The organism is Leifsonella bigeumensis (assembly GCF_039537265.1).
Classification (GTDB): domain Bacteria; phylum Actinomycetota; class Actinomycetes; order Actinomycetales; family Microbacteriaceae; genus Terrimesophilobacter; species Terrimesophilobacter bigeumensis.
In genome coordinates, this window is record NZ_BAABAE010000003.1 from 1,103,967 (window position 1) to 1,126,345 (window position 22,379).

Consider the following 22,379-nt stretch of genomic DNA (forward strand, 5'->3'; position numbering starts at 1 on the left):
CTACGCCAGGCTCACGAGCTCCGCGTAGTCCGGGCTCCAGAAGTCCTCGACCCCGTCCGGGAGGATGAGAACGCGCTCCGGGTTCAGGGCCTGCACTGCACCCTCGTCGTGGCTCACCAGTACGACGGCGCCGGTGTAGTTGGCGAGGGCGTCGAGGATCTCCTCGCGACTCGCCGGGTCGAGGTTGTTGGTGGGCTCGTCGAGCAGAAGCACGTTCGCTCCGGAGACGACGATCATCGCGAGGGCCAGCCGGGTCTTCTCGCCGCCGGAGAGCACACCGGCGAGCTTGTGCGAGTCGTCCCCGGTGAACAGGAACGAGCCGAGCACCCGCCGCGCCTCGGTCTCGGTGAGGTTCGGGGAGGAGGAGACCATGTTCTGCAGCACGGTGCGCTTGACGTCGATCGTCTCGTGCTCCTGTGCGTAATAGCCGATCTTGAGGCCGTGGCCGGGCTCGAGCGCCCCGGTATCGGGCGCATCGACGCCGGCGAGGATGCGCAGGAGGGTCGTCTTGCCCGCGCCGTTGAGCCCGAGCACGACGACCTTGGATCCGCGATCGATCGCGAGATCGACGGCGGTGAAGATCTCGAGCGAGCCGTAGCTCTTGCTCAGGTTGCTCGCCATGAGGGGGGTCCTCCCGCTCGGCAGCGGATCCGGGAATCGCAGCTTCGCCACCCGGTCGGCGGTACGAACCTCCTCGAGCCCGGACAGCATCCGCTCGGCGCGCCGCACCATCTGGTGCGCTGCGGCCGCCTTGGTCGCCTTCGCGCCGAATTTCGCCGCCTGCAGCTGGAGCACCTGGGCCTTCTTCTCGATGTTGGTCCGCTCCTTCCTGCGGCGCTCCTCGTCGGCCTCCCGCTGGCGCAGATAGTTCTTCCAGCCCATGTTGTAAATGTCGATGACCTGCCGGTTCGCGTCGAGGTAGAACACCCGATTGACGGTCTGCTCGACGAGCGCGACATCGTGACTGATCACGATGAGGCCGCCCTGGTAGGACTTCAGGTACTCCCGCAGCCAGACGACGGAGTCGGCGTCGAGGTGGTTGGTGGGCTCGTCGAGCAGCATCGTCTCGGCCCCGGAGAACAGGATGCGCGCGAGCTCGATTCGACGTCGCTGGCCGCCGGAGAGCGTCTTCAACTGCTGGTCGAGGATGCGATCGGGAAGATTGAGGTTGCTCGCGATGCTCGCGGCCTCGGCCTCCGCGGCGTAGCCGCCCAGCGCGAGGAATCGATCCTCGAGCTTGCCGTACCTCGTCATCGCCGCAGCGCTCGTGGCGGCATCCGTGCTGCCCATCTCCACGGTCGCCTTCTGCATGCCGAGCACGATCGTCCCGAGCCCCCGGGCATCGAGGATGCGCGTCCTGGCGAGATCCTCCGGGTTGCCCGAGCGCGGATCCTGCGGCAGATATCCGACCTCGCCCGAGCGGTCGATCGTGCCGCTCGCCGGCTGGCCCTCCCCCGCGAGGATCTTCGTGAGGGTCGTCTTACCGGCGCCGTTGCGACCGACGAGTCCGACCTTGTCCCCCCGGTCGATGCGGAACGATACGCCCTCCATGAGGGTGCGCGCCGCTACACGGACCTCGAGGTCGTGCACGCTGAGCACAGGCGTAGTCCATTCCATTCGTTGCCGGTCGACAACACGATGCGGTGGGGGAACGTCTAGTCTAAGTGCATGACCTCTCTGAGCCTGGCCATCGGCAGACCCACACTGGCAGACCGGCTTTTCGCCCGCGGCCTCGTCATGGACATCGTGCTCGTCGCCGCAGGCGCGGCGCTCACGGCGATCGCTGCTCAGGTTCAGGTGCCATTGTGGCCGGTCCCGATCACCGGGCAGACGCTCGCCGTGCTGCTCGTCGGAAGCTCGCTCGGCGCCCTCCGAGGGGCGCTCTCGATGCTCCTCTATGCCGTTCTCGGCATGGTGGGGCTTCCCGTGTTCAGCGATGCGACATCCGGCATGGGTGTCATCCTCGGGCCGACCGGCGGCTACATCGTCGGCTTCGTGTTCGCTGCCGCTTTCACCGGATGGATCGCGCAGCGCTCCTGGGATCGCAGGATCCTGCGCTCGCTCCTCGCCTTCGCCGGCGGGACCGTCGTGACCTTCGCGATCGGGCTCCCCTGGCTTGCGATGGCTCTCGGCCTGAACCTCGAGCAGACGCTCGCCGGAGGGCTCTACCCCTTCATCATCGGCGGCATCGTCAAGGCGATCATCGCCGCGGGCGTCGTGACGTTCGGCTGGCGGTACATCGAGCGCGAGGATCGTCGTCGCGCCGACCGGGAGCTCAGCAGTTAGGAATCGCTGCAGCTAAGAAGCGCTGCGGCTAGATCGCGAAGCCGATCGCCCGCATCATGTCGCGGCCGTCATCGGTGATCTTCTCGGGGCCCCACGGCGGCATCCACACCCAGTTGATGCGGAACTGCTCGACGACACCGTCGAGCGCCTGGGCCATGTCCTCCTCGATGACGTCGGTGAGCGGACATCCGGCCGAGGTGAGCGTCATGCTCACGATGAGCGCCTGGTTCTCGTCATCCCAGCTCAGGTCGTAGATGAGCCCGAGGTCGACGATGTTGACGCCGAGCTCCGGGTCGACGACATCCTTCAGCGACTCCTCGACCTGGTCGAAGAGCTTCGGTTCCAGTGCGACTGCCATGCCTCTAACCTACGCTCGCACTCGTGAGAAATCGATCGTAGCCTTCGTCTTCGAGCCGGTCGGCGAGCTCGGGCCCGCCCTCCTCCGCGACCCGGCCGTCGATGAAGACGTGCACGAAGTCGGGGCGGATGTACCGCAGGATGCGCGTGTAGTGGGTGATGAGCAGGAGGCCGAGATCGGTCCCGTCCTTCGCCCGGTTGACCCCCTCCGCCACGATCTTGAGCGCATCGACGTCGAGGCCGGAGTCGGTCTCGTCGAGGATCGCGAACTTCGGCTTGAGGAGTTCCAACTGCAGGATCTCGTGGCGCTTCTTCTCCCCGCCGGAGAAGCCCTCGTTGACATTGCGGTCCGCGAACGACGAGTCCATGCGAAGGTTCGACATCGAGGTCTTCACGTCCTTGACCCAGCCCCGGATGGCCGGAGCCTCCCCGTCGATCGCGGTCTTGGCCGTGCGGAGGAAGTTGGTGACGGTCACGCCCGGGATCTCCACCGGGTACTGCATGGCGAGGAAGAGCCCGGCGCGTGCGCGGGCATCGACGGTCATGGCGAGGAGGTCCTCGCCGTCGAGGGTCACCGAGCCGCTCTCGACGTGGTACTTCGGATGTCCGGCGATCGTGTAGGCGAGGGTCGACTTGCCCGACCCGTTCGGCCCCATGATCGCGTGGGTCTCACCGTCGCGCACCACAAGGTCGACGCCGTTGAGGATGGGCTTGGTGCCCTGCTCGGTCTCCACGCTCACGTGGAGGTCTTTGATCTCGAGTACTGGCATGGCCTCAGGCTTCTTTTCTCTCGTAGTCGAATCGGGGGGTCGGGTCGAGGTACACGTCGCCGTCGACGATCGTGACCTCGAACACCGGAACGGGTTCGTAGGCGGGGAGGGTGAGCGCCTGGCCGGTCCTGAGCGAGAACTTGGAGCCGTGCGCCCAGCACTCGAGTGTGTCGTCCTCGACGAAGCCCTCGGAGAGCGAGATGTCCCCGTGGGTGCAGGTGTCGCCGATCGCGAAGATCTCGCCCGCAGAGTCCTTGACGAGCGCGATCGGCTGGTCGTCGATCACGACGCGGACGGCGGAGGTGAGCTCGATCTCGGCGGCGGGGCAGATGCGTACGGCCGTCATGCCCGGAGCTCCGCTTCGATCGCGGCGTCGAGTTGTTCCTGGACGGCTGGGACGCCGATCTTCTGCACGATACCGGAGAGGAATCCGCGCACGACGAGACGCCTGGCCTCGTCCTCCGGGATGCCACGCGCCTCGAGGTAGAAGAGCTGCTCGTCGTCGAATCGGCCGCTCGCGCTGGCGTGACCGGCGCCGGCGATGTCGCCCGTCTCGATCTCGAGGTTCGGCACGGAATCTGCGCGGGTGCCGTCGGTGAGCAGCAGGTTGCGGTTCTCCTCGTAACTGTCCGTACCGTTCGCCGTGGGCCGGATGAGCACGTCGCCGATCCACACCGTGCGGGCATCCTCACCCTGCAGCGCACCGCGGTAGCTGACCCTGGATTTGGTGTGCGGCGCATCGTGATTGACGAACACCTGGTGTTCGAGATGCTGTCCGGCGTCGGCGAAGTACACACCGTAGAGTTCGACGTCGCTGCCCTCGCCGGCGAGGTGCGCGTTCGTGTTGACCCTGACGATCGAGCCGCTCAGCGAAACGACGACGTGCCGCAGGTGGGCGTCCTTGCCGAGCTTCGCGAAGTGCGTCGCGAGGTGGATGCCGTCGTCGGCCCACTCCTGCACGCTCACGACCGTGAGGCGGGCACCGTCGCCGACCGAGATCTCGAGGTTCTCGCTCAGCTGGGCGGTACCCGTGCTCTGCAGGATGACGACGCCGCGGCTGTTGGGGCGCGCGTCGATGACGAGATGCGCCGCCCGAGGCTCCACCCCCACCGCCGAGCGGATGATCGTCGCCTCGACCGGCTCCTCGCCGGAGACCGTGACGACGAGTGCGTCCTCGAAGGCCGTCCAGGCGTTCGCCGAGCCGCGCTCCTCCGGCGTGCCGACGGAGCCGATCCGCGCATCCGAGCGACCGACCCAGTCGACCGAGATGTCATCGTCCTTGTCGACCGAGTAGTCGTACCGCCCCCCGCCGAGGACTCCGTCGAGAAGCGCCGCAAGGCGCTTGATGGGCGTGTACTTCCATTCCGTCTCGAAGCCGCTCACCGGCTCGAAGTCGGCGACGTCGAACGAGGAGAAGCGCCCGGCACGGCTCTGGATGGGCACGAGTCCCCACCCGCCGTCGCTGTGTTGCTTCGAGAGGAGTCTGGAGTGCTCGATCGCCGCTGCCGTCGGTGTGACCGTCGATGGTGAGAGTGCTGGCATCGCTATCCGACGGATCCTTCCATGCCCATCTCGATGAGCTTGTTCAGCTCCATGGCGTACTCCATGGGAAGTTCTCGCGCGATCGGTTCGATGAAGCCGCGAACGATCATAGCCATCGCCTCGGCCTCCTCCATGCCCCGTGACTGCAGGTAGAAGAGCTGCTCCGCGCTCACCCGCGAGACCGTCGCCTCGTGCCCCATCTGCACGTCGTCCTCGCGGATGTCGGTCGTGGGGTAGGTGTCGGAGCGCGAGATCGTGTCGACCAGGAGCGCGTCGCAGCGCACGGTGTTCGCGGAGTGGTGCGCTCCCTCGGCGATACGGACCTCGCCGCGGTATCCGGAGCGCCCGCCACCCCGTGCGATCGACTTCGAGACGATCGAGGACTGGGTATGCGGCGCGAGGTGGATCATCTTGGCGCCCGCATCCTGGTGCTGGCCCGGACCTGCGAAGGCCACGGAGAGCGTCTCTCCCTTGGAGTGCTCGCCGACGAGGTAGATCGACGGGTACTTCATGGTGACCTTGGAGCCGATGTTGCCGTCGACCCACTCCATGGTCGCGCCCTCGTGGGCGATCGCGCGCTTGGTCACGAGGTTGTAGACGTTGTTCGACCAGTTCTGGATGGTCGTGTAGCGCACGCGGGCGTTCTTCTTGACGACGATCTCCACGACGGCGGAGTGCAGCGAATCGGTCGTGTAGATCGGGGCGGTACAGCCCTCGATGTAGTGCACGTAACTGCCCTCGTCGGCGATGATGAGGGTTCGCTCGAACTGGCCCATGTTCTCGGTGTTGATGCGGAAGTAGGCCTGCAGCGGGATCTCGACGTGAACGCCGGGCGGCACGTAGACGAAGGAGCCCCCGGACCATGCCGCGGTGTTGAGCGCGGCGAACTTGTTGTCCCCGGCCGGGATGATCGTGCCGAAGTACTCCTCGAAGAACTCGGGGTGCTCGCGCAGGGCGGTGTCGGTGTCGGTGAAGATGACGCCCTGGGCCTCGAGGTCCTCCCGGATCTGGTGGTAGACGACCTCGGACTCGTACTGGGCGGTGACCCCGGCGACGAGCCGGGAGCGCTCGGCCTCGGGGATGCCGATGCGCTCGTAGGTGTTCTTGATGTCGTCCGGGAGGTCCTCCCAGGTCTGCGCCTGCCGCTCGGTGGAGCGCACGAAGTACTTGATGTTGTCGAAGTCGATGCCGGAGAGGTCGGCGCCCCAGGCCGGCATGGGCTTGCGCAGGAACATGCTCAGGCCCTTGAGGCGGTTCTTGAGCATCCACTCGGGTTCGCCCTTGAGGCGGGAGATGTCGGTGACGACCGCTTCGTCGATCCCGCGGCGGGCACTCGCACCGGCGGCATCGGAGTCGGCCCAGCCGAATTCGTAGACGCCGAGGCTCTCCAGTTCAGGACGATTGATCAGAACGTCTGACATGTTCCACCTCTCTGCGATACCTTCTGTCCGCTTCAACCCGTGGTGACACCAGGCCATTCCCTGCGGATACCGGATGTCGGGCCGGCACGACGTGCCGAACCTGCGTGTGCGTCGCGACCGGGGTCGCTTGCTTAGACTGGGCGAAGACTCCGGCATCCTTGCCGGGCACACGTGCGCGGGAAGAATTCCTGGCCACTCGCCGTTGTTCTTTCGATTCTACAGGGCTGAGGCCGGATTGTCAGGGCTCCCGCGCGCAGGTGAGCGATTTTCGGAAAGCAAGGGAGCGCGTGACGTGCGCGGATGGAAGCGATTCACCGACTGGCTGCTCCCCCGCGAGCTGACCCGCCGCGCCAGGGCGTTCGCCTGGGCATCGCTTGCGACGGAGATCGCGATCGTCGGGACGGGAGGATCCGTCCGGCTCACGGCATCCGGCCTCGGCTGCCCGGCCTGGCCGCTGTGCACCCCTGATTCGCTCGTCCCGGTGCCGGAGCTCGGGTTCCACGCTCTCGTCGAGTTCTCGAACCGAATGATGAGCGGCGTCGTCGCGCTCGTCGCCCTCTTCACCTTCCTCTTCCTCGCCCGGCAGCTCAGGGCGCGGCGGGAGCTGTTCTGGCTGAGCTTCGCGCTCGGCGTGCTCGTGCTCGTGCAGGCCGGGATCGGCGGGATCACGGTGCTGTCTAGCCTCGAGTCCTACATCGTGGGGCTGCACTTCGTGATCTCTGCGGCGATGGTCGTGCTCGCCGCGACGCTCGTCTGGTTCGTCCATCTGCCCGCCGGGCGTGCCGCACCGCTCCCGCGATGGGTGCGCGGCCTCGCCTGGACCACCGCGACCGCCGCCGCCCTGACGGTGCTCGTCGGCATTCTCACGACGGGTTCCGGGCCGCACGCCGGCGACCTGGACGTGGCGCGCAACGGCCTGCCGACGGAACTCATGGAGCACCTGCACGCCTGGCCCGCTTACGTCCTCTTCGGGCTCACCTTGCTGCTCGTCCTGCTCGCCTGGCGCAACGGTTTCGTCGCCACCCGCAACCTCGCGCTCTGGCTCGTCGGTGCCGAGTTCCTGCAGATCGCCGTCGGCCTCTACCAGTCGCGCAACGGCCTGCCCGCCCTCGCGGTCGGAGTGCACATGGTGCTCGCCTGCCTGCTTCTCGCGATCATGACGGCGGTCGTGCTCTCGACGACGCGGCCACGGGCGGATACCCGGACGAAGCCCTAGAAGGGCAGCAGCGGGTCGATCCCGACCGCGACGAACAGGAGCGTCAGGTAGGTGATCGAGGCGTGGAAGACCCGCATCGGCGAGCCCTCCGCGTGCCGGATGGCCTTGGAGTACAGGCGGTGCGACTCGACCACGAACCAGCCGCCGGAGAGCACGGCGACCGCCGTGTAGAGGATGCCCATACCCGCGACCGGCACGAGCAGGAGCGAGCAGACGACGGTCGCCCAGGCGTAGAGCACGACCTGAAGGCCCACCTGCGTCCGGCCCCGCACCACGGCGAGCATCGGCACGTTCGCCGCCTGGTAGTCCTTGCGATACCGCATCGACAGCGGCCAGTAGTGCGGAGGGGTCCAGAGGAACACGACCCCGAACAGGATGACCGGGGCCCAGCCGAGCGAGCCGGTCACGGCCGACCATCCGACGAGCACGGGAACGCATCCGGCAGCCCCGCCCCAGATGATGTTCTGGGAAGTACGCCGCTTGAGCCAGAGCGAGTAGATGACGACGTAGAAGACGTGCCCGGCTGCGGCGAGCCCCGCCGCGACCCAGTTGACGAGCAGGCCGAGCCAGAGCGTCGAGACGATGGCCGTCACCCAGGCGAAGACGAGCGCCTCCCGATCGGTGAGCTCGCCGGTGACGAGCGGCCGTCTGCTCGTTCGACGCATGACGCGGTCGATGTCCCGGTCGATGTAGCAGTTGAAGGCGCCGGCCGAGCCCGCACTCAGCGCGCCGCCGACGAGCGTCGCCAACACGAGCCACAGGTCGGGGATGCCGCCCTGGGCGAGGAACATGACGGGGATCGTCGTGATGAGCAGGAGCTCGATGATGCGGGGCTTGGTGAGCTGGAGGTACGCACCGGCCTTGCGACGGATGCCGATCCGTTCGTCGCTCGAACGCGTCGTTACGGCCGTGTCCATCGCTCCTCATCCGTATCCGGAAAGTCCCCGCATCCGAGTCTAAGCGACCGGCGGTCCTGCCACTGTCGGCGCCCTGCGTGCCCCGTGGCAGTTGCCTATACTGGGGATTGCTTGCCAGCCGGATCCTGAGGATCCAGGGTGCCAATGATGTCAGGGTGAGCGATCAACGTACAGTCCACGATCGCGAACGGTCGTGCACGACGGCAGAAGGGTCATCGAATTCTTATGGCAGCACTCGACTGGGAGCCGATCGACGACCGAGCGGTTGACACGGCGCGGATCCTCGCGGCGGATGCCGTGGAGAAGGTGGGCAACGGACATCCGGGCACCGCCATGAGTCTCGCCCCCGCCGCCTACCTGCTGTTCCAGAAGATCATGCGCCGCGACCCGAGCGACAGCTCCTGGCTCGGCCGCGACCGGTTCATCCTCTCGGCGGGCCACTCCTCCCTCACCCAGTACGTGCAGCTCTACTTCGGCGGCGACGGACTCGAGCTCGACGACCTCAAGGCGTTGCGGACCTGGGGCTCGAAGACGCCGGGGCATCCCGAATACGGACACACCGCCGGGGTCGAGATGACCACGGGCCCCCTCGGCCAGGGCATCTCCTCCGCCGTCGGCTTCGCCTACGCCTCCCGCTACGAGCGCGGCCTGTTCGACCCGGATGCCGCGGCCGGCACGAGCCCGTTCGACCACTTCGTCTACGTCATCGCTAGCGACGGCGACCTCGAGGAGGGCATCTCGAGCGAGGCCTCCTCCCTCGCCGGCCATCAGAAGCTCGGCAACCTCGTCGTCATCTACGACGACAACCAGATCTCGATCGAGGACGACACCGACATCGCCTTCACCGAGGATGTCGCCGCCCGCTACGAGGCCTACCACTGGCACGTCCAGGTGGTCGACTGGAAGAAGACCGGCGTCTACACCGAGGATGTCGCCGAGCTGCATCGCGCGATCGAGGCCGCCCAGGGCGAGACCGACCGGCCTTCGCTCATCGTCCTCCGCACGATCATCGGATGGCCGTCCCCCACGAAGCAGAACACCGGCAAGATCCATGGTTCCGCTCTCGGAGCCGAGGAGCTCGCCGCGGTCAAGAAGGTGCTCGACTTCGACCCGGAGGAGACCTTCGCGGTCGAGCCGGAGGTCATCGCCCACACGCGGAAGGCTCTCGACCGAGGCGCCGCAGCGCGGGCCGAGTGGCAGAAGGGCTTCGACGCCTGGGCCACAGCCAATCCCGACCGCAAGGCCCTGCTAGACCGGCTCGATTCCGGTGCTCTGCCCGACGGCGTCGAGAACGCGCTGCCGGTCTTCGAGGCGGGCAAGGACGTGTCGACCCGCGCCGCATCCGGCAAGGTCATCAACGCCCTCGCCGACATCGTCCCCGAACTGTGGGGCGGCTCCGCCGACCTCGCCGAGTCGAACAACACGACGATCGAGTCGGCGAAGTCCTTCGTGCCGGCCGAGCACTCGACGCACGAGTGGGCCGGCGACCGGTACGGCCGCGTCCTGCATTTCGGCATCCGCGAGCACGCCATGGGCGCGATCGTCAATGGAATCGTGCTGCACGGCAGGACCCGTGCCTTCGGCGGCACCTTCCTGATCTTCAGCGACTACATGCGCCCGGCGGTGCGACTCGCCGCACTCATGCAGATCCCCTCGATCTACGTCTGGACGCACGACTCCGTGGCACTCGGCGGCGACGGGCCCACCCACCAGCCGATCGAGCAGCTCACGGCCCTGCGTGCGATCCCGGGCCTCGACGTCGTCCGCCCCGCGGATGCCAATGAGGTCGCCTACGCCTGGCTCGCCATGCTGCAGCGCAGAGGCGGCCCCGCGGGGATCGCCCTCAGCCGGCAGAACCTGCCGGTGTTCGCGCGCGGCGACGGCGCGGCATCCGGAGACACGCTCGCCTCGGCCAGCAATGTGGCCCGCGGCGCCTACGTGCTCGCGGAGGCCCCAGAGGGCTCCCCCGACGTCATCATCATCGCGACCGGATCCGAGGTGCAGTTCGCCCTCGAGGCCCGCGAGGCGCTCAAGGCCGACGGCGTCGGCGCCCGTGTCGTCTCCGCCCCGTGCCTCGAGTGGTTCGAGGAACAGGATGCCGACTACCGGGAATCGGTGCTCCCCGCCTCGGTGACCGCCCGGGTCTCCGTCGAGGCGGGCATCGCCCTCGGCTGGCGCGGCATCGTCGGCGACCGCGGACGTAGCGTCTCCATCGAGCACTACGGAGCCTCAGCGGACTACGAGACGCTCTATCGTGAGTTCGGGCTCACCACGGAGCACGTCGTCTCTGCGGTGAAGGATTCCCTCGCCGCGTGAGGCCTGGGCCAGTACAAGGAGAAGAGAACAGATGACCGACAACACGAGCCCACTCGCCGAACTCACGAAGGCGGGCGTGAGCGTCTGGCTCGACGACCTCTCCCGCGATCGGATCGTCTCGGGAGGGCTGCAGAAGCTCATCGACGACCGCCATGTGGTGGGCGTCACGACGAACCCGACGATCTTCGCGAACGCCCTCGCCAAGGGCGAAGACTACGACGCGCAGGTGGCGAACCTCGCAGCCGCCGGCACGAGCGTAAGCGACGCCGTCGTAGACATCACGACCCACGACGTCGCGCGTGGATGCGACATCTTCCGGCCTCTCTACGACTCCTCGGCCGGCCGCGACGGCCGCGTATCGATCGAGGTCGAGCCTGCCCTCGCCCATGACACGGCCGGCACGATCGCCCAGGGCCGGATGCTGTGGGACACCGTGGATCGCCCGAACGTCATGATCAAGGTGCCCGCGACGATCGAGGGCCTCGAGGCGATCACCGAGCTCACCGCGCTCGGCATCAGCGTGAATGTCACGCTCATCTTCAGCCTTGAGCGCCACCGCGAGGTCATCAACGCCTACCTCGCCGGCCTCGAGAAGGCGAAGTCCGCCGGCATCGACCTCACCGGCATCCGCTCGGTCGCCTCGTTCTTCGTCTCGCGTGTCGACACCGAGGTCGACAAGCGCCTGAAGGCCATCGGAACGCCCGAGGCGCTCGCTCTCAAGGGCAAGGCGGGCATCGCCAACGCCCGGCTGGCCTACCAGGTCTTCGAGCAGGCCTTCGCGAGCGAACGCGCCACGGGGCTTCTCGCCGCGGGAGCGAACGCGCAGCGCCCGCTCTGGGCATCCACCGGGGTCAAGGATCCCGCTCTCAAGGACACGCTCTACATCGAGGAGCTCGTCGCCGACGACACGGTCAACACGATGCCGGAGAAGACCATGGAGGCGACGTTCGATCACGGGGAGATCCGCGGCGACACCGTCACCGGCAATTACGCGGACGCCAACGCCGTGCTCGACGCGATCGCGGCACAGGGCATCTCCTACGACGAGGTGACCGCCCTGCTCGAGAAGGAGGGCATCGAGAAGTTCACGGTCTCCTGGAACGAGCTCCTCGACACGGTCTCGGCGGCGCTCGAGACCGCTCGCGGAAAGTCCGGTTCGTGAGTTTCGACATCACGGCGAGCGGCGCCGCACTGGAGGCGGTGCAGCGTATCGTGCCCCAGTTGGTCTCCGACCTCGTCGCCTCGCGCATCGCCGGGCAGGACCCGACCCTCTGGGGCGCGGATGCTGAGGCCGAAGCCGCGAAGCGACTGGGCTGGACCGAGGCGGTCGTCGTCTCCGACCCGCTCGTTCCCGACATCCTCGCCCTTCGCGACCGCCTGCGTGCCCAGGGCGTCGACCACATCGTGCTCGGCGGCATGGGCGGCTCGTCCCTCGCCCCCGAGGTCATCACGAAGACCGCGGGCGTCGAACTCACCATTCTCGACACGACCTCCCCGGGGCAGATCCGCGCCGCCCTCGACGATCGCCTGGCGACGACGGCGGTCGTGATCTCGTCGAAGTCGGGTTCGACCGTCGAGACCGACAGCCAGAAGCGCGTCTACGAGGAGGCGTTTCGGGCGATCGGCATCGACCCGATCGAACGCGTCGTCGTCGTGACCGACCCCGGCTCACCGCTGGATGTCGCCGCCCGCACCGACGGCTACCGCGTCTTCAACGCCGACCCGAATGTGGGCGGACGGTACTCGGCACTCACCGCCTTCGGGCTCGTCCCCTCAGGCCTCGCCGGCGTCGACATCGCCGCGCTGCTCGACGAGGCGTCGTCGGTCGCCGGCCGCATCGCGGTCGACCAGGAGGAGAACCCCGCGCTCATCCTGGGCGCCGCGATCGCCGGAACCCGGCCCCTCCGTGACAAGCTCGGCATCGTCGCCGACGGCACCTACATCGTGGGCTTCGCCGACTGGGCGGAACAGCTCATCGCCGAGTCCACGGGCAAGCTCGGCAAGGGGCTGCTCCCCGTCGTTCTCGGAACGGATGCGCCGGAACTCTCCAGGAACCTGCCCGACCTCCAGGTCGTGCGCCTCGTGGAGAGCGCCCGGGCGACCGAAGAGGTCGAAGAGGGCGAGATCGAGATCAGCGGGACCCTCGGGGCCCAATTGCTCGTCTGGGAGACCGCGATCGCGGTCGCCGGACGTCTCCTCGGCATCGACCCCTTCGACCAGCCGGATGTCGAGTCCGCCAAGGAGGCCACGCGTGGACTCCTCGACTCGACCCCCACGCCCGCTCCCCCGGCCTTCTCCGAGTCCGGTGTCGAGGTGCTGGCGACCGATGCGGCGCTCACCGCGAAGGGGACACTGCCCTCGGCCATCGATGCGCTGCTCGCCACGATCCCCGAGAACGGCTACCTGAGCATCCAGGCCTACCTCGATCGCGTCCAGCTGCCGCAGGCCGAGCGCCTGCGCGACCTCGTGGCGGCGCGCATCGACCGCCCGGTGACCTTCGGGTGGGGCCCGCGCTTCCTGCACTCGACCGGCCAGTTCCACAAGGGCGGTCCGGCCGTCGGCGTGTTCCTGCAGCTCGTCGGCGCGGAGAGCGAGGATCTCGCGATCCCCGGGCGGCCCTTCACCTTCGGGCAGCTTCTCCGGGCTCAGGCGCAGGGCGACGCCTCGGTGCTCGCCGACCACGGCCGCCCGGTCCTCACGCTCACGCTGACCGACCCGCAGGGCGGCCTCGCGAGCATCCTCGGCACCCTGGGCTGACCGCGGATGCCACCGGTCGCGATCACGATGGAGTCCAACCCCCTGAGGCTGGCGTCCGACCGCCGGCTCAACCGCATCGCCGGCCCGAGCGCCCTCATCATCTTCGGCGTCACCGGCGACCTCTCCCGCAAGAAGCTCATGCCCGCCGTGTACGACCTGGCCAATCGCGGGTTGCTGCCGCCCGGGTTCGCCCTCGTCGGGTTCGCGCGACGGGACTGGGAGACCCAGGACTTCGCCCAGGCCGTGCACGACGCCGTCAAGTCCTACGCCCGGACGCCCTTCGACGAGGACGTCTGGGAGCAGCTCTCACGAGGCATCCGCTTCGTCCAGGGCGAGTTCGACGACGACGCGGCCTTCGAGAGGCTCGCCGAGACGCTCAAGGAACTCGACGCCTCCCGCGGCACTATGGGCAACCACGCCTTCTACCTCTCGATCCCGCCGAAGTCGTTCCCCCAGGTCACCGAGCAGCTGCGTCGCTCGGGTCTCGCCCAGCAGGCAGACGGCCAGTGGCGACGCGTTGTGATCGAGAAGCCCTTCGGCAGCGACCTCGTCTCGGCGCGCGCGCTCAACGACGTCGTGGAGTCGGTGTTCCCGCCGGACTCGGTGTTCCGCATCGACCACTACCTGGGCAAGGAGACGGTCCAGAACATCCTCGCCCTGCGTTTCGCCAACCAGCTCTACGAGCCCATCTGGAACGAGCGCTACGTCGACCACGTGCAGATCACGATGGCCGAGGACATCGGCGTCGGCGGACGTGCGGGCTACTACGACGGGATCGGCGCCGCCCGTGACGTCATCCAGAACCACCTCCTCCAGCTGCTGGCCCTCACGGCCATGGAGGAGCCGGTGTCCTTCGACGCGCGTGACCTCAGGGCGGAGAAGGAGAAGATCCTCTCCGCGGTGCGGCTCGGCAAAGACCTCTCGCTCACGACAGCCCGCGGGCAGTACTCGAGCGGCTGGCAGGGGGGTGAGCGGGTCATCGGATTCCTCGACGAGGAGGGCATGGATCCGGCGTCCCTCACCGAGACCTACGCCGCCATCCGACTCGACATCAACACGCGTCGCTGGGCGGGCGTGCCCTTCTACCTGAGGGCCGGGAAGCGCCTCGGCCGGCGAGTGACCGAGATCGCCGTCGTGTTCAAGCGTGCGCCCCAGTACCTGTTCGCCGAGAGCCAGACGAGCGCCCTGGGCCAGAACGCGCTCGTCATCCGCGTGCAGCCGGACGAGGGGGTCACGATCCGGTTCGGTTCGAAGGTGCCGGGCGCCGGCATGCAGGTCCGCGACGTGACGATGGATTTCGGATACGGGCACGCCTTCACCGAGGCGAGCCCCGAGGCCTACGAGCGCCTCATCCTCGACGTGCTGCTCGGCGACCCGCCGCTCTTCCCCCGCCACGAGGAGGTCGAACTCAGCTGGAGGATCCTCGACCCCATCGAAGAGTTCTGGGCCACCCAGGGCCAACCCGAGCAGTACCGGCCGGGGACCTGGGGGCCGGCATCGGCTGATGCGCTCCTCGCCCGCGACGGCCGCACCTGGAGGCGCCCATGATCGTCGAACTGCCCAACACGACGACGAGCGGGATCTCGAAGGCACTCGTCAAGATCCGCGAAGAGGGTGGCGCCGTCGCCCTCGGTCGTGTGCTGACACTCGTGATCGCCACGCGACACGGTGCGGAGGAGGAGGCGATCGAGGCCGCCAACGATGCCTCGCGTGAGCATCCGATGCGTGTCATCGTCCTCTCCACCTCACCGGACGCCACGCCCACGGGCTCCCCCGCCGAGTCGCGCCTCGACGCCCAGATCAGGGTCGGCGGCGACGCCGGTGCGAGCGAAGTCGTCGTGTTGCGCGCCTACGGCGAGACCGCCAAGAACGAGGAAGGCCTCGTGACCGGGCTCCTGCTGGCCGATGCGCCGGTCGTCGCCTGGTGGCCGGCCGAGGCGCCTCCCGTCGTCTCCGAGTCCGCGATCGGCCGGATGGCCCAGCGACGCATCACGGATGCCGCCGCCCAGGCGGATCCTCGCGCCTACCTCGACCATCTCGCGGAGTCCTACCGGCCGGGAGACACCGATTTCTCCTGGACGCGACTGACCCTCTGGCGGGCACAACTGGCCGCGGTTCTCGACCAGCCGCCGTACCAGCAGGTCACCGCCATCGAGGTGCACGGCGCCTCCGACTCACCTTCGACGACGCTCCTGGCCGCCTGGTTGCAACAGCAGCTCGGGGTCACCGCGACACAGTCGACCTATGGGCCTTCGGGCATGCGCGCCGGCATCTACGAGGTGCGGCTCGAGCGGGAGGCCGGAATCATCGAGCTCCGGCGGACCCAGCCGAGCATCGTCACGCTGGTTCAGCCGGGCCAGCCTGTCCACGACATCTCGCTGCCACGCCGAACACTGCGCGACTGCCTCGCCGAGGAGCTGCGCAGGCTCGACCCCGACGACCTGTTCGGCGACGTGCTGCGGCGGGGACTCGCCGGCCTCGCCGCGCCGATCACCTCATCCATCCCCTTCGACGAGAGGAGTGCGTCATGAGCCCCGAACGGCTCGTACTCGTCTACGACGACCGGGCCGGTCTCGCCTCGGCAGTCGCCGCGCGGTTCTACGAGACCATCGGCGGCATCCTCGAGACGAAACCGGTGGCGCACATCGTGTTCACCGGGGGGACCGTCGGCGGTGAGATCCTCGCGGCGATCGGTGCCTCCGGGCAGCGGGACTCGCTCGACTGGAGTCGGGTCGAGCTCTGGTGGGGAGACGAACGCTGGCTGCCCGCAGGCGACCCCGAGCGCAATGACACGCTCGCCGACGATGGGCTGTTGGCCGGGCTGGTCGCTCAAGGGCTCTTGGCCCCCGCTCGGATCCACCGCCTCCCCGCTTCGGACGGGCCTCTCGACCTGGATGCGGCAGCCGGCAGCTACGCCGCGGAACTCTCCCGGTCCGCTCGGAAAGGCGAACCCGTGCCCGACTTCGACCTCCTCTTCCTCGGGGTCGGGCCGGACGGCCACGTCGCCTCGCTGTTTCCCGAGTACGACGGCATCCGGGTCACCGAACCGACCGTCGTGGCCGTGCGCAACTCCCCGAAACCCCCTCCCGAGCGCCTGAGCCTCACACTCCCGGCGATCAACCGTGCCGATCGGGTCTGGCTGTGCCTCGCCGGCGCCGACAAGGCCCCGGCCCTCGGCCTGGCCCTGGCGGGCGCAAACACGGTCGAAGTGCCTGTAGCGGGCGTCTCAGGGCGCGTGAGGACGATATTCTTCCTCGACCGGGACGCCGCCGCCGAGGTTCCGCCGGAACTCCTCGCGGATGACGGCACGACCGCCTAGGCGCAGGTCTAAGCCGAGGTACGGCCCCGGCGCGCCCTGAGCTGTTCGAGCGCCTCGTCGAGCAGTGTTGCCGCTTCCTGCTCGGTTCGGCGTTCCTTCACGTAGGCGAGGTGCGTCTTGTAGGGCTCGAGCTTCGCCACCGAGGGAGGATTCTCCTTGTCGCGGCCGGCCGGAAGCCCGCAGTTCGGGCAGTCGAGCTGCTCGGGGATCTCCTCCGGCTCGATCGTCGCCAGGAAGTACGGCTTCAGTTCATGACCGTTCGAACACCAGTACAGGACCTGGATGCGGTCCGCGTGAAAACCGCGGTCCTGCTCTCCCATCGGTCCGGCGCCGACGCGCGAACCACGAATAGCACTGCCACCTGATGCCACCGATGACCCCTTTAGATTCCGACGTTGAACTTGGTGAGGAGGCCGAGCACGATGATGCAGGACACCCAGACGAGGCCCAGAATGACCGTGAAACGGTTGAGGTTGCGCTCAGCGACGCCGGAGGCGCCCAGATTCGAGGTCGTTCCGCCGCCGAACATGTCCGAGAGGCCGCCACCGCGGCCCTTGTGCAGGAGGATGAGAAGGGTCAGCAGGAGGCTCGTGATTCCGAGTACGACCTGGAAGATGACCTGGAGGATTTCCACGGGAATGGTGCCTTTCTGCGGGCGCTGACCGTTGATCAGTATAACTTGTGCCGGCCGATTGACCGATTCACCCTGCTCGATGCCGGCGGACTAGGTGCCGACGTGGCTCTGGAAGCGGGCGATCTTCGCGAACTCGTCGACCACGAGGCTCGCCCCGCCGACGAGCGCACCGTCGACATTCGGCTCGCGCAGGAAGCTCGCGATGTTGCCGGATTTGACCGATCCGCCGTAGAGGATGCGGGTCGCGGCACCGGCCTCCTCGCCGAGCGCCGTGCCGACGACGGCGCGCAGTTGCGCGGCGACGTTCTCGGCCTGCTCCGGAGTCGCCGCCTGGCCGGATCCGATCGCCCAGACCGGCTCATAGGCCACGACGATGTCCGACCCCTTCGGCAGGCCGGCCAGTGCCGTCTCAAGCTGCTCCACGGGAACGGCACTCGCACCGCGCGCCTCGAGATCCTCGGCCGTCTCACCGACGCAGATCACCGGTACGAGCCCGTGTCGGATGGCGGCGGCAGCCTTCGCCCCGACCAGCTCGCTCGTCTCGTGGTGGTAGGAGCGGCGCTCGGAGTGGCCGACGATCGCGTAGGTGCACTCGAGCGCCTTCAGGAACGCCCCGGAGATCTCACCGGTGTAGGCGCCGGAGTCGTGTTCGGAGACATCCTGAGCTCCGAAGGTGATCGGAAAGTGGTCGGAGACGATGAGCGACTGAACCGAGCGCAGATCGGTGAACGGTGGGAACACCGCCACCTCGACGGTCCGGAAATCGAGCTTGGCGTCCTGGAGGCTCCAGGCGAGCTTCTGTACGAAGGCGATCGACTGAAGGTGGTCGAGGTTGAGCTTCCAGTTGCCCGCGATGAGCGGGCGGCGCCCTGCTTCGGCTTTCACTGCCATCCGAGTACCTCCAGTCCTGGCAGTCGCTTCCCCTCGAGGAATTCGAGGCTGGCACCTCCGCCGGTCGATATGTGGCCGAACCTGCTGTCGTCGAAACCGAGTGCCCGCACGGCGGCGGCGGAATCGCCTCCGCCCACGACCGAGAGTCCGTCGACCTCGGTGAGCGCCTGGGCGACCGCCTTCGTGCCCCCGGAGAACGCCGGGAACTCGAACACGCCCATCGGGCCGTTCCAGAAGACCGTCGTGGATGACCTCACGACCTCGGCGAAACGCTTCGCCGTCTCCGGACCGATGTCGAGCCCGATTCCGGATGCGCCCCAGGCGGTGTCCTCGATCGCATCGACGGCGCGGACCTCATGGTCGGCATCCGCCGAGAACGCCGAGGCGACGATCGTGTCGACGGGAAGGACAAGGTCGACGCCGAGCCGTTCGGCCTCGGCGAGGTAGCCGCGCACGGTGTCGAGCTGGTCCTCCTCGAGCAGACTCGACCCGACCGGATGCCCCTGGGCGGCCAGGAAGGTGAACATCATGCCGCCACCGATGAGCAGTGAGTCGACGCGGGGCAGCAGATGCCCGATGACGCCGAGCTTGTCGGAGACCTTGGAGCCCCCGAGAACGACCGTGTAGGGCTTCTGCGGGGACTCGGTGAGACGATCGAGCACCTCGAGCTCAGCGGTCATCAGTCGCCCGGCGGCGCTCGGGAGCAGTTCGGCGAGCTCGAAGACGCTCGCCTGCTTGCGATGCACCACCCCGAAACCGTCGGACACGAACAGGTCGCCGAGCTCGGCGAGCCTGCTCGCGAACTCCCGGCGATCAGCGTCATCCCTGGCCGTCTCCCCCGGGTTGAACCGGAGGTTCTCCAGGAGTGCGATGTCGCCGTCTTCGAGACCGCCGACGGCATCCTTCGCCGCCTGCCCGACCGTATCGCTCGCGAAGACGACCGGATTGCCGAGCAGTTCGCATAGCCGCTGGGCGACCGGCGCGAGGCTGTACTTCGCATCCGGGGCGCCATCCGGACGCCCGAGATGCGAGATGACGACCGTGCGCGCACCGGCGTGGATGAGCTCGTTGAGGGTCGTGAGCGACGCCCGGATGCGCCCATCGTCGGTGATGACCTGGCCGTCGAGCGGCACGTTGAGGTCGCAGCGGACGATGACGCGCTTGCCGGCGAGCGGGCCTAGGGACTCGATCGTACGGAGCATCGTGCGCCGATCAGGACAGGCGGGCGGCGACGTACTCGGTCAGGTCGACGAGCCGGTTGGAGTAACCCCACTCGTTGTCGTACCAGCCGGCGACCTTGACCTGCGTCCCGATCACCTTGGTGAGACCGGAGTCGAAGATGCAGGAGTGCGGGTCGCTCACGATGTCACTCGAGACGAGGGGGTCCTCGGTGTAGCTGAGGAGGCCCTTGAGCGAACCGTTCGCGGCCTCCCGGTAGGCGACGTTGACATCTTCGACGGTGAGCCCGGCGCGCGTCTCGACCGTGAGGTCGGTGATCGACCCGGTCGGAACCGGCACCCGCAGCGCGTAGCCGTCGAGCTTGCCGACGAGCTCGGGAAGCACGAGGCCGATCGCCTTGGCCGCACCCGTGCTCGTGGGCACGATGTTGATGGCCGCGGCGCGGGCACGGCGCAGATCGCTGTGCGGGCCGTCCTGCAGGTTCTGGTCGGCCGTGTAGGCGTGCACCGTCGTCATGAGACCGCGCTCGATGCCGAAGTTGTCGAGGAACACCTTGGCGAGAGGCGCGAGACAGTTCGTCGTGCAGGATGCGTTCGAGATGATGTGGTGGTTCGCAGGGTCGTACGACTCCTCGTTGACTCCCATGACGAAGGTCGCATCCTCGCCCTTGGCCGGCGCCGAGATGATGACCTTCTTCGCGCCGGCGTCGAGGTGCTTGCGGGCGTCCTCGGCGTTGGTGAACCGGCCCGTGGACTCCACGACGATGTCGACCCCGAGATCGCCCCAGCCGAGCAGCGCCGGATCGCGCTGCTCGAGCACCGTGATCGGTTTGCCATTGACCACGATGCGGTCGCCATCCAGTTCCACCGTCGCGTCGAGCCGGCCGGTGACCGAGTCGTACTTGAGCAGGGTCGCGAGGGCCTTGTTGTCGGTCAGGTCGTTGACCGCGACGATATCGAGGTCACTGCCCTTGGCCAGTGCGGCGCGAAAATAGTTGCGGCCGATGCGGCCGAACCCGTTGATTCCGATCTTGACGGACAAAACAATGCTCCTCGGGGATTGGACGGTGGATGACCGCTATGACAGTACCAGCAGGCCGGAGGTCTTCTTGCGCGCCGTTTCGAATCGCGACTGCACGTTCGCCCAATCGGCGATGTTCCAGAACGCCTTGATGTAGTCCGCCTTGACGTTGACGTAGTCGAGGTAGAACGCGTGCTCCCACATGTCGAGCAGGAGGAGCGGGACGGTGCCGGTCGCGAAGTTGCCCTGGTGGTCGTAGTACTGCTGCACGAGGAGCTTCTCGCCGAGCGAGTCCCAGACGAGCGCGCCCCAGCCTGAACCCTGGATGCCGGCGGCCGCCGCCGTGAAGTGGGCGACGAACTTGTCGAAGGACCCGAACTGGTCGTCGATCGCCGAGGCGAGGTCCCCGGTCGGCTTGTCTCCACCATCCGGGGAGAGGTTCGTCCAGAAGATCGTGTGGTTGACGTGCCCCGCGAGGTTGAAGGCGAGGTCCTTCTGGAGCTTGTTGATGTTCCCGAAATCGTTCGCGTCGCGCGCTTCGGCGAGCTTCGCGAGAGCGGTGTTGGCGCCATCGACATAGGCCTTGTGGTGCTTGTCGTGGTGCAGCTCCATGATCCTGCCGCTGATGTTCGGCTCGAGGGCAGCGAAGTCGTAGCCCAGATCGGGCAGGGTGTAGTCAGCCATGATGAGTGAATCTCCTAGCGTTCTCGTTGACCTGTCCAGTCTATCGCCGCAGCGTGCGAGGTTCCGGGCCGGCGTCTCCGGGTTCGGCGCTAGGCGTCCTCGTAGTCCGGCGGCAGGTTCGCGTCGGTGCCGGGGATCCCCTGATCCACGGCGACCTTGTCGGCCATGGCGAGCAGCCGGCGGATGCGACCGGCCACGGCATCCTTCGTCATCGGCGGCTCGGCATGATGCCCGAGCTCGTCGAGGCTGGCATCCCTGAACCGCAGCCGGAGCTCCCCCGCGTACCTGAGGTGATCTGGCACGTCGCCGTCGAGGATCTCGAGCGCGCGCTCGACACGAGCGCAGGCGGCGACGGCGGCCTGGGCACTGCGCCGCAGGTTCGCATCGTCGAAGTTGACGAGCCGATTGGCGGTGGCTCGCACCTCGCGGCGCTGCCGCAGCTCCTCCCAGCTCACGACGGTCGACACGGCACCCATGTGCACGAGCATGGCGCTGATCGCCTCGCCGTCGCGGATGACGACGCGGTGCACTCCGCGCACCTCGCGCGCCTTCGCCGAGATCTTCAGCCTGCCCGCGGCCCCCACGAGTGCCATGGCCGACTCGTTTCCGGGGCAGGTGATCTCGAGTGCGGCCGACCGGCCGGGATCGGTGAGCGAGCCGCGAGCCAGGAACGCACCCCGCCACACGGCGGCGAGCTCATCCGAGGACCCCGTCGTGAGCTTGTTGGGCAGGCCCCGGACCGGCCTGCGACGAGCATCCAGCAGCCCGGTCTGGCGGGCCAGCGTCTCTCCGTCGAGCACCCTGACGAGGTAGTGGCTCGAGCGTCGGATGCCGGATGCGGAGATCACCGAGTGCTCACTGCGGACGCCGTACAACTCGAGCAGGTCCTTGCGGACCCGGCGTGCGATCTCCGCCGTGTCCAGTTCCGACTCGACCGCGATACGGCCGGAGATGAGGTGGAGGCCGCCCGAGAACCGCAGAATGGTCGCGAGCTCCGCGGCACGCACGGTCGTCTTGCTCGACTCGACCTTCGCGAGCTCCTCCTTGACGTCTGCAGTCAGTGCCACTCT

22 protein-coding genes are annotated in these 22,379 nt (G+C 67.8%); 8 read left to right on the forward strand and 14 right to left on the reverse strand.

The window, feature by feature from the left end; genetic code table 11:
• Positions 1-1,599 carry an ABC-F family ATP-binding cassette domain-containing protein gene (locus ABD678_RS10500; protein ID WP_344756391.1) on the reverse strand — a complete coding sequence of 533 codons (1,599 nt, stop codon included), beginning with the start codon at positions 1,597-1,599 and terminating at the stop codon, positions 1-3.
• 69 nt (positions 1,600-1,668) lie between these two features.
• Between ABD678_RS10500 and ABD678_RS10505 the strand changes: the two genes are divergently transcribed.
• Complete coding sequence (locus tag ABD678_RS10505; protein ID WP_344756393.1) at positions 1,669-2,286, forward strand: biotin transporter BioY; 618 nt, start codon at positions 1,669-1,671, stop codon at positions 2,284-2,286.
• 28 nt (positions 2,287-2,314) lie between these two features.
• Here ABD678_RS10505 and ABD678_RS10510 read toward each other — a convergent pair whose 3' ends face one another.
• Genes ABD678_RS10510 through sufB form a run of 5 tightly spaced genes read right to left on the reverse strand, consistent with a single transcriptional unit; the run spans position 2,315 to position 6,376 of the window.
• A complete protein-coding gene (locus ABD678_RS10510) occupies positions 2,315-2,644 on the reverse strand; it encodes a metal-sulfur cluster assembly factor (protein WP_344756395.1) in 330 nt (109 codons plus the stop codon).
• Positions 2,645-2,648: 4 nt separating this feature from the next.
• Positions 2,649-3,413 (reverse strand): Fe-S cluster assembly ATPase SufC, encoded by a 765-nt coding sequence (gene sufC, locus ABD678_RS10515; RefSeq protein WP_344756397.1) that lies wholly within the window; start codon positions 3,411-3,413, stop codon positions 2,649-2,651.
• Between the two features lie 4 nt (positions 3,414-3,417).
• Positions 3,418-3,759, reverse strand: coding sequence for a non-heme iron oxygenase ferredoxin subunit (locus ABD678_RS10520; protein WP_344756399.1), 342 nt, complete (start codon positions 3,757-3,759; stop codon positions 3,418-3,420).
• On the reverse strand, positions 3,756-4,955 hold the full coding sequence (sufD, locus tag ABD678_RS10525) for a Fe-S cluster assembly protein SufD (protein WP_344756401.1): 1,200 nt from the start codon (positions 4,953-4,955) through the stop codon (positions 3,756-3,758). The genes ABD678_RS10520 and sufD overlap by 4 nt, the downstream gene beginning before the upstream one ends.
• Positions 4,956-4,957: 2 nt before the next feature.
• Positions 4,958-6,376 (reverse strand): Fe-S cluster assembly protein SufB, encoded by a 1,419-nt coding sequence (sufB, locus tag ABD678_RS10530; RefSeq protein ID WP_344756403.1) that lies wholly within the window; start codon positions 6,374-6,376, stop codon positions 4,958-4,960.
• A gap of 292 nt (positions 6,377-6,668) precedes the next feature.
• On the opposite strand from sufB, the gene ABD678_RS10535 reads away from it, so the two are divergent.
• Complete coding sequence (locus ABD678_RS10535; protein WP_344756405.1) at positions 6,669-7,592, forward strand: COX15/CtaA family protein; 924 nt, start codon at positions 6,669-6,671, stop codon at positions 7,590-7,592.
• Here the strand turns inward: ABD678_RS10535 and ABD678_RS10540 are convergent.
• Complete coding sequence (locus ABD678_RS10540) at positions 7,589-8,509, reverse strand: heme o synthase (RefSeq protein WP_344756407.1); 921 nt, start codon at positions 8,507-8,509, stop codon at positions 7,589-7,591. The genes ABD678_RS10535 and ABD678_RS10540 overlap by 4 nt on opposite strands.
• A 225-nt stretch (positions 8,510-8,734) precedes the next feature.
• On the opposite strand from ABD678_RS10540, the gene tkt reads away from it, so the two are divergent.
• The 6 genes from tkt to pgl are packed head-to-tail and all read left to right on the forward strand — an operon-like array spanning position 8,735 to position 16,901.
• Complete coding sequence (gene tkt, locus ABD678_RS10545; RefSeq protein ID WP_344756409.1) at positions 8,735-10,825, forward strand: transketolase; 2,091 nt, start codon at positions 8,735-8,737, stop codon at positions 10,823-10,825.
• 31 nt (positions 10,826-10,856) lie between these two features.
• Positions 10,857-11,987 (forward strand): transaldolase, encoded by a 1,131-nt coding sequence (gene tal, locus ABD678_RS10550; RefSeq protein ID WP_344756411.1) that lies wholly within the window; start codon positions 10,857-10,859, stop codon positions 11,985-11,987.
• The gene (locus ABD678_RS10555) at positions 11,984-13,582 is read left to right on the forward strand and encodes a glucose-6-phosphate isomerase (protein ID WP_344756413.1); all 1,599 of its coding nucleotides are present in this window, start codon (positions 11,984-11,986) and stop codon (positions 13,580-13,582) included. Before tal ends, ABD678_RS10555 begins: the two co-directional genes overlap by 4 nt.
• A gap of 6 nt (positions 13,583-13,588) precedes the next feature.
• Positions 13,589-15,130, forward strand: a complete 1,542-nt coding sequence (gene zwf, locus ABD678_RS10560; protein WP_344756415.1) for a glucose-6-phosphate dehydrogenase — start codon at positions 13,589-13,591, stop codon at positions 15,128-15,130.
• Positions 15,127-16,113: a glucose-6-phosphate dehydrogenase assembly protein OpcA gene (locus tag ABD678_RS10565; protein WP_344756417.1), complete on the forward strand. Its 987-nt coding sequence runs from the start codon at positions 15,127-15,129 to the stop codon at positions 16,111-16,113. Before zwf ends, ABD678_RS10565 begins: the two co-directional genes overlap by 4 nt.
• Positions 16,110-16,901: a 6-phosphogluconolactonase gene (gene pgl, locus ABD678_RS10570; protein WP_344756419.1), complete on the forward strand. Its 792-nt coding sequence runs from the start codon at positions 16,110-16,112 to the stop codon at positions 16,899-16,901. The genes ABD678_RS10565 and pgl overlap by 4 nt, the downstream gene beginning before the upstream one ends.
• An 8-nt stretch (positions 16,902-16,909) precedes the next feature.
• On the opposite strand, the gene ABD678_RS10575 is transcribed toward pgl, so the two are convergent.
• The 7 genes from ABD678_RS10575 to whiA form a co-directional block, all read right to left on the reverse strand.
• Complete coding sequence (locus ABD678_RS10575; protein WP_344756421.1) at positions 16,910-17,272, reverse strand: RNA polymerase-binding protein RbpA; 363 nt, start codon at positions 17,270-17,272, stop codon at positions 16,910-16,912.
• Between the two features lie 11 nt (positions 17,273-17,283).
• A complete protein-coding gene (gene secG / locus ABD678_RS10580; RefSeq protein ID WP_344756423.1) occupies positions 17,284-17,535 on the reverse strand; it encodes a preprotein translocase subunit SecG in 252 nt (83 codons plus the stop codon).
• 90 nt (positions 17,536-17,625) lie between these two features.
• The gene (tpiA, locus tag ABD678_RS10585) at positions 17,626-18,426 is read right to left on the reverse strand and encodes a triose-phosphate isomerase (RefSeq protein WP_344756425.1); all 801 of its coding nucleotides are present in this window, start codon (positions 18,424-18,426) and stop codon (positions 17,626-17,628) included.
• Complete coding sequence (locus tag ABD678_RS10590) at positions 18,417-19,628, reverse strand: phosphoglycerate kinase (protein ID WP_344756427.1); 1,212 nt, start codon at positions 19,626-19,628, stop codon at positions 18,417-18,419. Before ABD678_RS10590 ends, tpiA begins: the two co-directional genes overlap by 10 nt.
• Positions 19,629-19,638: 10 nt before the next feature.
• The gene (gene gap, locus ABD678_RS10595; protein WP_344756429.1) at positions 19,639-20,646 is read right to left on the reverse strand and encodes a type I glyceraldehyde-3-phosphate dehydrogenase; all 1,008 of its coding nucleotides are present in this window, start codon (positions 20,644-20,646) and stop codon (positions 19,639-19,641) included.
• Positions 20,647-20,682: 36 nt separating this feature from the next.
• Entirely contained in the window at positions 20,683-21,309 is a 627-nt protein-coding gene (locus ABD678_RS10600) for a superoxide dismutase (protein WP_344756431.1), read from the reverse strand.
• 89 nt (positions 21,310-21,398) lie between these two features.
• Positions 21,399-22,376: a DNA-binding protein WhiA gene (whiA, locus tag ABD678_RS10605; RefSeq protein WP_344756433.1), complete on the reverse strand. Its 978-nt coding sequence runs from the start codon at positions 22,374-22,376 to the stop codon at positions 21,399-21,401.
• Positions 22,377-22,379: the final 3 nt, after the last annotated feature.